Genomic DNA, 12830 nt, shown 5'->3' with positions numbered 1-12830 from the left:
TGAACCCCACGCCTGTGCCCGGCTCTGAACCCTTACCGCCACCAGCCTGAGGGAGCAAGGTCCGATGTCACGAAACGAGCCCTTCGAAAGCGTGCCCATGGCCAACGATCACCCGGACCAGGCCATCAGCCTGTCCCAGGCGCTGCTGGCGCCGCGCATCGTGATCGAAGACACCCAACCCGTGCTCGAAGCCGGCACCTTCGCCGCCAAGGCCATCAGCGGCCAACCGGTGGCGGTCAGCAGCAAGGTCTACAGCGACGGCCACGACCGCCTGGCCGTGATGCTCAACTGGCGCCAGGCCCACAGCCGGCGCTGGCATTGCATACCCATGCACTCGCCGGGCAACGACCTGTGGCTGGCCGAGTTCACACCCACCGAACTGGGCCCGCACCTGTTCAGCATCGAGGCCTGGATCGACCCGTTCGCTACCTATTGCCACGATCTGGAGAAGAAGTACCACGCCGGTGTCGAGGTTCGGCTGGAGCTGGAGGAAGGTCGATTGATGCTGGGCAAGGGCATCGAGCTGTGCAACGGTGCCCTGCGCGAGGAGCTCCAGGCCTTGCAGCAGCGCCTGCCCACGCTGAATGCCGACGATCAGGTGGCGTTGTTTCTCGACCCCGCCACCGCCCGCCTGATGAGCGATGCCGAGCACCGCAGCTACCTGGCCCGCAGCCGCGAATTCCCCGTCGATGTCGACCGCCCGGCCGCGCAGTTCGCCAGTTGGTACGAGCTGTTCCCGCGCTCGATCACCGACAGCCCCGAGCGCCACGGTACCTTCAATGATGTGCACGAGCGCCTGCCGATGATCCGCGACATGGGCTTCGACGTGCTGTACTTCCCGCCCATCCACCCCATCGGCATGCAGCACCGCAAGGGCCGCAACAATGCCCTCACGGCAGAGCCCGGCGACCCGGGCAGCCCGTATGCCATCGGCAGCGCGGAAGGCGGCCACGAGGCGATTCACCCGCAGCTGGGCAGCCGCGACGACTTCCGCCGCCTGGTGGCAGCAGCGGCCGAGCATGGTCTGGAAATCGCCCTCGACTTCGCCATCCAGTGCTCCCAGGACCACCCCTGGCTCAAGGAGCACCCCGGCTGGTTCAGCTGGCGACCGGACGGCACCATCCGCTATGCCGAGAACCCACCGAAGAAGTACCAGGACATCGTCAACGTCGATTTCTATGCCCCCGAGGCCGTGCCCTCGTTGTGGCTGGCCCTGCGCGACGTGGTGCTCGGCTGGGTCGAGGAGGGGGTGAAAACCTTCCGCGTCGACAATCCGCACACCAAGCCATTGCCGTTCTGGCAATGGCTGATCGCCAATGTGCGCAGCCGGCACCCCGAGGTCATCTTCCTCGCCGAAGCCTTCACCAAGCCGGCGATGATGGCCCGCCTGGGCAAGGTCGGATACGCGCAGAGCTATACCTACTTCACCTGGCGCAACCACAAACAGGAACTGCGCGAGTACTTCGAGCAGCTCAACCAGCCGCCATGGAGCCAGTGCTACCGGCCCAACTTCTTCGTCAACACCCCCGACATCAACCCGTACTTCCTGCACACCTCCGGCCGTGCCGGCTTCCTCATCCGCGCGGCGCTGGCCACCATGGGTTCGGGGCTGTGGGGCATGTACTCGGGCTTCGAACTGTGCGAAGGCACACCGCTGCCGGGCAAGGAGGAGTATCTGGATTCGGAGAAGTACGAAATTCGCCCACGCGACTTCAGCCAGCCCGGCAACATCATTGCCGAGATCGCCCAGCTCAACCGTATCCGCCGGCAGAACCGCGCCTTGCAGACCCACCTGGGCGTGGCGTTCTTCAACTGCTGGAACGACAACATCCTGTACTTCGCCAAGCGCACGCCCGAGCGCGACAACTACATCCTGGTGGCAATCAGCCTCGACCCGCACAACGCCCAGGAGGCGCATTTCGAGCTGCCGCTGTGGGAGCTGGGGCTGGATGACAACGCCGAAACCCTGGGTGAAGACCTGATGAATGGGCATCGCTGGTCGTGGTACGGCAAGACCCAATGGATGCGCATCGAACCCTGGCATCTGCCGTTCGGTATCTGGCGCATCGAAAAGGCCCGTTAGCAAGGTACACGCCATCCCCTGTGGGAGCGGGCGTGCCCGCGAAGCAGGCGCCGCGGAGCATGGCACCGGCTTCGCCGGTGTTCGCGGGTAAACCCGCTCCCACAGGGATCGTGTCAAATCAGTTGCTTGTGCATCAGGGCCAGAGCAACCAGGAATTGAAAGGAGTCGCACATGGCCAAGCGTTCCCGCCCGGCAGCCTTCATCGACGACCCGCTGTGGTACAAGGACGCCGTCATCTACCAGCTGCACATCAAGTCGTTCTTCGATTCGAACAACGACGGCATCGGCGATTTCGCCGGCCTGATCAGCAAGCTCGACTACATTGCCGAGCTGGGCGTCAACACCCTGTGGCTGCTGCCGTTCTATCCCTCGCCACGCCGCGACGACGGCTACGACATCGCCGAATACAAGGCCGTGCACCCCGACTACGGCAACCTGGCCGATGCCCGCCGCTTCATCGCCGAGGCGCACAAACGCGGCCTGCGGGTAATCACCGAGCTGGTCATCAACCACACCAGCGACCAGCATCCCTGGTTCCAGCGCGCCCGCCATGCCAAGCGCGGCAGCAAGGCACGGGACTTCTACGTGTGGTCGGATGACGACCAGAAGTACGACGGCACGCGCATCATCTTCCTCGACACCGAGAAGTCCAACTGGACCTGGGACCCGGTCGCCGGCCAGTACTTCTGGCACCGCTTCTACTCGCACCAGCCCGACCTCAACTTCGACAACCCGCAAGTGCTCAAGGCTGTGATCGGGGTGATGCGCTTCTGGCTGGACCTGGGTGTCGATGGCCTGCGCCTGGACGCCATCCCCTACCTGATCGAGCGCGATGGCACCAACAACGAGAACCTTGCCGAAACCCACGACGTGCTCAAGGCGATCCGCGCCGAAATCGACGCCAACTACCCCGACCGCATGCTGCTGGCCGAGGCCAACCAATGGCCCGAGGACACCCGCCCGTACTTTGGCGAAGGCGAGGGCGACGAATGCCACATGGCCTTCCACTTCCCGTTGATGCCGCGCATGTACATGGCCCTGGCCATGGAAGACCGCTTCCCGATCACCGACATCCTGCGCCAGACCCCGGAAATCCCCGCCAACTGCCAATGGGCGATCTTCCTGCGCAACCACGATGAGCTGACCCTGGAAATGGTCACCGACCGCGAGCGCGACTACCTGTGGAACTACTACGCCGAAGACCGCCGCGCCCGCATCAACCTGGGCATCCGCCGCCGCCTGGCGCCGTTGCTGCAGCGTGACCGGCGGCGCATCGAACTGCTCACCAGCCTGCTGCTGTCGATGCCCGGCACGCCTACCCTGTACTACGGCGACGAACTGGGCATGGGCGACAACATCTACCTGGGCGACCGCGACGGTGTGCGCACACCCATGCAATGGTCGCCGGACCGCAACGGCGGTTTCTCCCGCGCTGACCCGCAGCGCCTGGTGCTGCCGCCGATCATGGACCCGCTGTACGGCTACCAGACCGTCAACGTCGAAGCCCAGGCCAACGACCCGCACTCGCTGCTGAACTGGACCCGGCGCATGCTGGCGGTGCGCAAGCAGCAGAAGGCCTTCGGCCGCGGCAGCCTGCGCACCCTCACGCCGAACAACCGGCGCATCCTCGCCTACTTGCGCGAGTACACCGACGCCGATGGCAACACCGAAGTCATCCTGTGCGTGGCCAACGTTTCCCGCGCCGCCCAGGCGGCTGAACTGGAATTGTCACAATACGCCGACAAAGTACCGGTGGAGATGCTCGGCGGCAGCGCCTTCCCGCCAATCGGGCAACTGCCGTTCCTGCTGACCTTGCCACCCTACGCCTTCTACTGGTTCCTGCTGGCCAGCCACGACCGCATGCCCAGCTGGCACATCCAGGCCACCGAGGGGTTACCCGAATTGACCACACTGGTATTGCGCAAACGCCTGGAAGAACTGCTGGAGGCCCCCTCCAGCGATACCCTGCAAAGCGCCATCCTGCCGCAGTACCTGCCCAAGCGGCGCTGGTTCGCCGGCAAGGAAGGGCCGATCGACCAGGTGCGCCTGTGCTACGGCGTGCGTTTCGGCACCGCCACCACGCCGGTGCTGCTCGGTGAAATCGAAGTGCTCAGCGAGGGGGTGGCTACCCGCTATCAGCTGCCGTTCGGCCTGCTGCCCGAAGAGCAGATCAGTACCGCGCTACCGCAGCAGCTGGCCCTGGCGCGGGTGCGCCGTGCCCATCAGGTTGGCCTGATCACCGACGCCTTCGTCCTCGAGCCGTTCATCCGCGCGGTGCTGCGTGCCTGTGAGGGCGGCATGCATCTGCCTTGTGGCAACGGCGAGGGCGAGCTGCGCTTCGAAAGCACGCAGCAACTGGTGGGCCTGGCGTTGAACGACGAAAGCAGCGTGCGCTACCTCAGCGCCGAGCAGTCCAACAGCTCGGTGGTGATCGGCGACCAGGTGGTGCTCAAGCTGATTCGCCGGGTCAACCCGGGTGTGCACCCAGAGCTGGAAATGAGTGCCTACCTGACCGCCGCAGGCTTTGCCAACATTTCGCCGCTGCTGGCCTGGGTCAGCCGGGTGGATGAGCAGGGGGCGCCACACTTGCTGATGATCGCCCAGGGCTACCTGAGCAACCAGGGCGACGCCTGGGCCTGGACCCAGAACACCCTGGAGCGGGCCATCCGCGACCAGATGGAGCCTTCCAGCCTCGACGCCGATGCGCACACCGATGCACTGGCCGAACTCACCGGTTTTGCCGCCTTGCTCGGCCAGCGCCTGGGCGAGATGCACCTGCTGCTGGCTGCACCGACCAATGACGAGGCCTTTCAGCCGCGCCCGAGCGATGCCGACGACAGCGAACGCTGGAGTGCGCAGATCAGCGCGGAGCTCACCCATGCCCTCGACCTGCTGGCCCAGCACCGCGACAGCCTCGACAACGAAAGCCAGGCGCTGGTCGACGACTTGCAGCAACAGCGCGACGGCCTGGCCCAGCACATCGCCAACCTGACCCGCCAGGCCCAGGGCGGCCTGCTGATGCGCGTGCACGGCGACCTGCACCTGGGCCAGGTGCTGGTGGTGCAGGGCGACGCCTACCTCATCGATTTCGAAGGTGAACCGGCCCGGCCGCTGCAAGAGCGGCGGGCAAGACACAGCCCGTACAAGGATGTCAGCGGCGTGCTGCGATCCTTCGACTATGCTGCTGCCATGATCTTGCGCAGCGCGTCTGCGGTCGACCTTTCCGACCCGGCGCGCCAAGCCCGGCAACGGGTTGCCAGGCAGTACCTGCACCAATCGCGGCATGCCTTTGTCGAAGCCTATGGCCTGGCCACCGCGGCCATGCCCCACGCCTGGCAACAGGCCGAGGGCGAGCGTGCCGCACTGGAGCTGTTCTGCCTGGAAAAAGCTGCCTACGAAATCACATACGAAGCCGAGAACCGTCCGAGCTGGCTGGCCGTGCCTTTGCATGGCCTGCATGGACTGATCAGTACCTGGGGAGAGTCATAGATGAATGCAACCACGCGTGAAAACGGCGGCCTTCGGCAACGGGACCTCGACGCCCTGGCCCGCGCCGAGCACGCCGATCCATTTGCGGTACTCGGCCCCCATGGCGACGGCGCGGGCGGGCAGGTGGTCCGCGCTTTCCTGCCCACTGCCCTGAATGTGCGCATCCTGGCCCGGCATGACGGGCGCATCCTCGCCGAAATGGAGCAGGGCAGCCTGCCGGGGCTGTTCACCGCGCACCTCGATGAGGCACACCCGTACCTGCTGCAGATCGGCTGGGCCGGTGGCGAGCAGATTACCGAAGACCCCTACAGCTTCGGCCCGCAACTGGGCGACATGGACCTGTACCTGTTTGCCGAAGGCAACCACCGCGACCTGTCCGGGCGCTTCGGCGCCCAGCCTATCCAGGTTGATGGTGTCGACGGCGTGTGTTTCTCGGTGTGGGCGCCGAACGCGCGGCGGGTGTCGGTGGTGGGTGACTTCAACAACTGGGATGGCCGCCGCCACCCCATGCGCCTGCGCCACAGCGCCGGGGTGTGGGAGCTGTTCGTGCCGCGCCTGGGCGTGGGCGAAACCTACAAGTTCGAGGTGCTGGGCAAGGACGGCATACTGCCCCTGAAGGCCGACCCGCTGGCGCGTGCCACTGAACTGCCGCCGAGCACCGCCTCCAAGGTAGCGGGGGCGCTCAGCCACGACTGGCAAGACCACGACTGGATGGCGCAACGCGCGCAGCGCCATGCCTACAGTGCGCCGCTGTCGATCTACGAGCTGCACCCGGGGTCGTGGCGCTGCGAGCTGGACGAGGCGGGCGAGGTGGGGCGCTATTACAACTGGCGCGAGCTGGCCGAGCGCCTGGTGCCGTACGTTCAGGAACTGGGCTTCACCCATATCGAACTGCTGCCGATCATGGAGCACCCGTTCGGCGGCTCTTGGGGCTACCAGCCGCTGTCGCTGTTCGCGCCCACCTCGCGCTACGGCAGCGCCGAGGACTTCGCCGCCTTCGTCGACGCCTGCCACCAGGGCGGCATTGGCGTGCTGCTCGACTGGGTGCCGGCGCATTTCCCCACCGACGAACACGGCCTGGCGCGTTTCGACGGCACCGCCCTGTACGAATACGACAACCCCCTGGAGGGCTACCACCAGGACTGGAACACGCTGATCTACAACCTTGGCCGCAACGAAGTGCGCGGCTTCATGATGGCTTCGGCGCTGCATTGGCTGAAGCACTTCCACATCGATGGCCTGCGCGTCGATGCGGTGGCTTCGATGCTGTACCGCGACTACTCGCGCAAGGCCGGCGAATGGGTGCCCAACCGCCACGGCGGGCGCGAGAACCTGGAGGCCATCGACTTCATCCGCCACCTCAACGGCGTGGCGGCCCACGAGGCCCCGGGCGCGCTGATCATCGCCGAGGAGTCCACCGCCTGGCCCGGCGTCAGCCAGCCGACCCAGCAGGGCGGCCTGGGCTTTGCCTACAAGTGGAACATGGGCTGGATGCACGACACCTTGCATTACATCCAGAACGACCCGGTGCACCGCACCTATCACCACAACGAGATGAGCTTCGGGCTGATCTATGCCTATTCCGAGCACTTCATCCTGCCCATCTCCCACGACGAAGTGGTGCACGGCAAGCATTCGCTGATCGACAAGATGCCCGGCGACCGCTGGCAGAAGTTCGCCAACCTGCGTGCCTACCTCACCTTCATGTGGGCGCACCCGGGCAAGAAGCTGCTGTTCATGGGCTGCGAGTTCGGCCAGTGGCGCGAGTGGGACCACGATGGCGAGCTGGACTGGTACCTGCTGCAGTACCCTGAGCATCAGGGCGTACAGCGCCTGGTCGGCGACCTCAACCGCCTGTACCGCGAGGTGCCGGCGTTGCATGAGCAGGATTGCCAGCCACAGGGGTTCCAGTGGCTGATTGGTGACGATGCGCAGAACAGCGTGTATGCCTGGCTGCGCTGGAGCAGCAGTGGCGAGCCGGTGCTGGTGGTGGCCAACTTCACCCCGGTGCCGCGCGAGGGGTATCGCATTGGCGTGCCGTTCGGCGAACGCTGGCAGGAGCTGTTGAACAGTGACGCAGAGCTGTATGCCGGGTCCAATGTCGGCAACCTGGGGGTGGTGGAGAGTGACCAGATAGCCAGCCATGGGCAGCCGCAGTCGCTGGCCCTGAACCTGCCGCCACTTGGGGTTCTGATAATGAAACCAGCCTGATGTTTTGCCAGTACTGGCCTCTTCGCGGGTAAACCCGCTCCCACAGGTATTGCACAAGCTTCATACCCTGTGCGGTCCTTGTGGGAGCGGGTTCACCCGCGAAAGGGCCGAACCTGCCTACCACCGCATCCGCACCCCTAGGCTGCCAATCAACCCGTTCAGATCATTGTCGTCCACGTCACTGCTGTAATCGGCACTGACAAACAGCGCTACCGAGGGCGTCACCCGAGCCACCAGCCCCAACCCCAGTTCTACCGTGGTCGAGTAGCGCGAGCTGGAGATCTTGTCGACCTGGTCCAGCTTCACCTCATCGGCATTGCTGAAGTCATACCACACGTTGGTCCGCACATAGGGTTCGATCGGCATGCCGCGTACTTCATAACGCCCGGACAGCCTGGCGCCGACCCGACCGCTCCAGCTTGGCTGGCTGTCGAAGGCCTGCAAGGTCTCTTCCTGCGCCCGGCTGCCGGGGAAGAACTGCTGGTTGATCAACTGCGCCTGCGGCTCGATCACCCAGCCGCCACCCAGGCCGATGGGGATGCCGCCTTCCAGCGAGAAGGTCATCGCGTGGCCGCTGTCATCCAGTCGCTGGCCGTTCTCGCCACGGCCATTGACGTCGATGCGCGAACCCATGGCCACGGCATCCAGGTGCCAGCCCTGTTCATGGGTCATGCTCCAGTAAACCCCCAGGCTTTCACCGCTGAGGTTCACGGCGTTGCGTTGCTTGTCGCCCAACAGCCGGCGCATGCCGTTGAAGCTGGTCTGCAGGTTGTTTTGCCCCACGAAGATCCCCGCGCGGTGCACATTGCCCGCTGCAGTTTCACGCACGAACAGGTCCGGGCCGATCGTCAGCTGCTGGCTGGGTGCCTCCAGCTGGTCCGGGGGCTGCGCGCCACCGCGCGCGGTGGTGGGGAAGAACTGCGCCCACTGGCTGGCGACCAGGTCCGGTGCAGCCTGCCCATGGCGCTCGCTCATCTTCTGCGAGAACGCATTCAAGGTACCGATACTCAAGCCACTGGCGCTGACCGGGTCGAGCGACAGCTGTGGTACTGCCGGTTGGTGCAGGAAACCGGGCGAGGCCGGGTCGTCCTGCAGTTCATACGCGATAGTTTCCACCGGGGATGCCAGAAGCAGCGACGTGGAAACCGCGTAGAAAATGCTGTCGAAGCGCAAGAGGTTCGAGGTGCTTTTCATGGCGGATCTCCTTTGTTTTTGTGTTACAGCCCTAGGACCTGGCCTGTTGTCACGAGCTGTACGGCAAAAACAGTGGGCGACCCAAACCAGCACGCCAGGCTTTCGCCAGCGCGCACGAAGGCGCGAGCTAGAGGCCCGGCGCGAGATCTTTACTGCTTGATATGTTCAGCTAAGGAGAGGCCGCCGCTTGCGTCAAGAAAGTGTGAAGGAAGTGTTCAGGATCCGTGGTTTTGTTCAACGTGTTGAATCCTTTGATAAATCTGCGAGGTATAGCGGGGTTCGCTATTTGTCGTGGCGTGGCTATGAAGAATGATTGCTAAGCCTGACTTCGACCGACAACGGCAGGTGGTCCGACAGGTGCGACCAAGGTTTGTGCCCCAGAATCCGCGGCCCATGGCTTTCGGCGTTGCGCAGGTAGACACGGTCAAGGCGCAACAGCGGCAGCCGCGCAGGATAGGTGCGGGCCAGATGCCCATGGTGGCGCTCGAAGGCCTCGTGCAGGTCACGCTGCAGGCCCAGGGTGCGGTTGCCGTGGGATTTCCAGTCGTTGAAATCGCCGGCGATGATCACCGGGGCCTCGGCGGGCAAGGACTCGAGCAGCTTGCGCAGCAGTTGCAGTTGTTTCTGGCGATGGCTTTCCAGTAACGACAGGTGCACGCAGATGGCATGCACCTGGTGCTGGCCGGGCACGTTGAGGATGCAGTGCAGCAGGCCACGTCGTTCGGGGCCGGTGATCGACACGTCGAGGTTGCGATGTTCGATGATCGGGTATTTGGACAGCAGCGCGTTGCCGTGGTGGCCGTCGGGGTAGACCGCGTTGCGGCCGTAGGCGAAGTCGCTCCACATGCTGTCGGCGAGGAACTCGTACTGAGAAGTCTGCGGCCAGCCGGGGTAGCGCGCGGCGTGGCGGTCGTGGCTGCCGAGCACTTCCTGGAGGAAGACGATGTCGGCCTGGGTGCTGCGCACCGCCTCGCGCAGTTCCGGCAGGATGAAGCGCCGGTTGAAGGCGGTGAAGCCCTTGTGGGTATTCACCGTCAGCACCTGCAGCCGCTTCACGGCCGGGGCCTGGTTGACACTGGCGAAACCTTTACTGCCGGCTTCGGGGTTCACGGTTACTCCTCAATGGCGGGTGCATGGGTGTTGTATGTCCCGGCCCTATCGCCGGCAAGCCGGCTCCCACAGGTAACGCGCAGGCCCGTCGGCCAGCGGATTACCTGTGGGAGCTGGCTTGCCGGCGATGAGGCCAGTACAGGCAACCGATACACAATGGGACCGACGAGGGTCCCCCGGGGTTCACTCCTCATCGCGCTGCAACACCATCAGCAGCAACGATCGCCCCTTCACCTCAAAGGTGCTGTCGAACTGCAGATGCTGCCCCTTGCGCAGCTCTGGCCGGTCGGTATCGACCAGGCAGCTCCAGTAATCCCCCTCGGGCACGGTCGGCAACTCGAACGGTACGATGTCGTGGTGGGCATTGACGATCAGCAACACGGTGGCCTCGGCGCCTGGCCTGGCAATGCCGCTGACCTGGGCACGGCCATCGATCAGCATGCCCAGGCAACGCCCGTGCGGGTCTTCCCATTGCTCCACGCTCATCTCGTTGCCATCCGGTGCCAGCCAGGTCACGTCCTTGACGCCGATCGCCTCATTGTAGTCGCCCACCAGAAAGCGCGAGCGGCGCAGTACCGGGTAGGCCAGGCGCAGGCGGGTCAGGCGCTTGACGAAGGCCAGCAGCTCTTCGCCCTCCTGGTCCAGGTCCCAGTTCACCCAGCCGATCTCGCTGTCCTGGCAATAGGCATTGTTGTTGCCGTGCTGGGTGCGGCTGAACTCGTCACCAGCGACGATCATCGGCGTGCCCTGGGCCAGCAGCAGGGTTGCGAAATAGTTGCGCATCTGGCGCATGCGCAGGGCATTCACGGCCGGGTCGTCGGTTGGCCCCTCGACACCGCAGTTCCACGACAGGTTGTTATCGGTGCCGTCCTGGTTGTTCTCGTCGTTGTCTTCGTTGTGCTTGTGGTTGTACGACACCAGGTCGCGCAAGGTGAAACCGTCGTGGGCGGTGACGAAGTTGACCGAGGCATAGGGGCGCCGGCCACGGTTGTTGAACATGTCCCCCGACGCGGTCATGCGCGAGGCAAAGTCGGCCAGTTGGCCTTCGTCGCCTTTCCAGAAGGCGCGCACGGTGTCGCGGAAGCGGTCGTTCCACTCTGCCCAGCCCGGGGCGAAGTTGCCCACCTGGTAGCCGCCCGGCCCGCAGTCCCAGGGCTCGGCAATCAGCTTCACCTGGCTCAGCATCGGGTCCTGGCGGCAGGCGACGAGAAAGCCGTGGCGTTCGCTGTAGCCGTCGTGGTAGCGGCCAAGGATGGTCGCCAGGTCGAAGCGAAAGCCGTCCACGTGCATTTCGCCGGCCCAGTAGCGCAGCGAGTCGGTGACCAGCTGCAGCACGCAGGGGTGGCTCAGGTCCAGGGTGTTGCCGGTGCCGGAATCGTTGATGTAGTAACGCTTGTCGTCCGGCATCAGGCGGTAGTAGGAGGCGTTGTCGATACCGCGCATCGACAGCGTTGGGCCGCGCTCGTTGCCTTCGGCGGTGTGGTTGTAGACCACATCGAGGATCACCTCCAGCCCGGCGTCGTGCAGGTGCGCGACCATCTCCTTGAATTCGGCGATCTTGCCGCTGGCCAGGTAGCGCGGGTGGGGGGCAAAGAAGGCGATGCTGTTGTAGCCCCAGTAGTTGTTCAGGCCCTTGTCCAGCAGGTGCTGGTCATTGACGAAGGCGTGAATCGGCAGCAGCTCGATGCTGGAAACGCCCAGCTCCTTGATGTGCTTGAGCAACTCGTCATTGGCCAGGCCGGCGAAGGTGCCGCGCAGTTCTTCCGGCACCGCCGGGTGGCGCATGCTGATGCCACGGGTGTGGGCCTCGTAGATGATCGTGCGCTCCCAGGGGATCAGCACGCGCTGGTCGCGGCCCCAGGTGAAGGCAGGGTCGATCACCTTGCACTTGGGCACGAACGGCGCGCTGTCGCGCTCGTCGAACGACAGGTCGCCATCGGGGTGGCCGATGGTGTAGCCGAACAGTGCTTCGGACCATTGCAGGCTGCCGACCAGTTGCTTGGCATACGGGTCGATCAGCAGTTTGTTGGGGTTGAAGCGGTGGCCGTTCTCCGGCTCGTACGGGCCGTGCACGCGGTAGCCGTAGACCAGCCCCGGGTGCGCGTCGGGCAGGTAGCCGTGGTAGATCTCGTCGGTGTACTCGGGTAGCTCGATGCGTTCGATTTCGTGCTCGCCGGTGGAGTCGAACAGGCACAGCTCGACCTTGGTGGCGTTGGCCGAGAACAGGGCAAAGTTGACCCCAAGGCCATCCCAGGTGGCGCCGAGGGGGAAGGGCAGGCCTTCGCGGATACGCGACGGGGCGACCGAGCGGGTTTTCTTCGGTGTGCGGGGGCTCATGGCGGTCCTCTAGTGGCCGTGGTGAAGGGAGGGAGCTGCGTAGGCCTGTACCGGCCTCTTCGCGGGTGAACCCGCTCCCACAGGTACACCGTCATCCTCAGGCCTGGCGCTATCCCTGTGGGAGCGGGTTTACCCGCGAAGAGGCCGGTACAGGCTCAACCGGCAGCCGGCTTTTTCACCGCCCGGGGTTTCTTCACAGCCACGGCCTTCTCAACCGGCTCAGCGGCTACCTTAGGCTTGGCCGGCGCCCGCTTGCGCGGCGCCGCCTTGGGTGCCAGCGCCTCGGCTTCGGCCAGCTTGCGCGCCATGTCCCAATGGCGATCCTCCTGGCCGGCGGGCTTACCCTCGGACTCCCAGATCTGGTAGGCAAATTCGCGGATACGCTTTTCATCAACACTCATCATGA

At 64.8% G+C, this 12830-nt stretch carries 7 protein-coding genes; 3 read left to right on the top strand and 4 right to left on the bottom strand.

Annotated elements, in window-relative coordinates; all coding sequences use genetic code 11:
* Positions 1-64: 64 nt before the first annotated feature.
* The 3 genes from ABX298_RS00860 (at position 65) to glgB (ending at position 7783) form a co-directional block, all read left to right on the top strand.
* Entirely contained in the window at positions 65-2083 is a 2019-nt protein-coding gene (locus tag ABX298_RS00860; protein WP_084785222.1) for an alpha-1,4-glucan--maltose-1-phosphate maltosyltransferase, read from the top strand.
* A gap of 171 nt (positions 2084-2254) precedes the next feature.
* Positions 2255-5572, top strand: coding sequence for a maltose alpha-D-glucosyltransferase (gene treS, locus ABX298_RS00855; RefSeq protein ID WP_367393941.1), 3318 nt, complete (start codon positions 2255-2257; stop codon positions 5570-5572).
* Entirely contained in the window at positions 5573-7783 is a 2211-nt protein-coding gene (glgB, locus tag ABX298_RS00850; RefSeq protein ID WP_367393940.1) for a 1,4-alpha-glucan branching protein GlgB, read from the top strand.
* A gap of 117 nt (positions 7784-7900) precedes the next feature.
* Here the strand turns inward: glgB and ABX298_RS00845 are convergent, their stop codons facing one another.
* From ABX298_RS00845 to ABX298_RS00830, 4 genes are all read right to left on the bottom strand, one after another.
* Complete coding sequence (locus ABX298_RS00845) at positions 7901-8977, bottom strand: autotransporter domain-containing protein (RefSeq protein WP_367393939.1); 1077 nt, start codon at positions 8975-8977, stop codon at positions 7901-7903.
* Between the two features lie 300 nt (positions 8978-9277).
* Positions 9278-10087: an endonuclease/exonuclease/phosphatase family protein gene (locus ABX298_RS00840; RefSeq protein WP_075045674.1), complete on the bottom strand. Its 810-nt coding sequence runs from the start codon at positions 10085-10087 to the stop codon at positions 9278-9280.
* A gap of 183 nt (positions 10088-10270) precedes the next feature.
* Positions 10271-12424, bottom strand: coding sequence for a glycogen debranching protein GlgX (gene glgX, locus ABX298_RS00835; RefSeq protein WP_075045673.1), 2154 nt, complete (start codon positions 12422-12424; stop codon positions 10271-10273).
* 155 nt (positions 12425-12579) lie between these two features.
* Entirely contained in the window at positions 12580-12828 is a 249-nt protein-coding gene (locus ABX298_RS00830) for a DUF2934 domain-containing protein (RefSeq protein WP_061551133.1), read from the bottom strand.
* Positions 12829-12830: the final 2 nt, after the last annotated feature.

The sequence above is a fragment of the Pseudomonas sp. X4 genome, from assembly GCF_040784925.1.
Classification (GTDB): Bacteria; Pseudomonadota; Gammaproteobacteria; order Pseudomonadales; family Pseudomonadaceae; genus Aquipseudomonas; species Aquipseudomonas putida_Z.
Note: the sequence above shows the minus strand (reverse complement) of the source record. Positions and strands in the feature narration are given on the sequence as shown.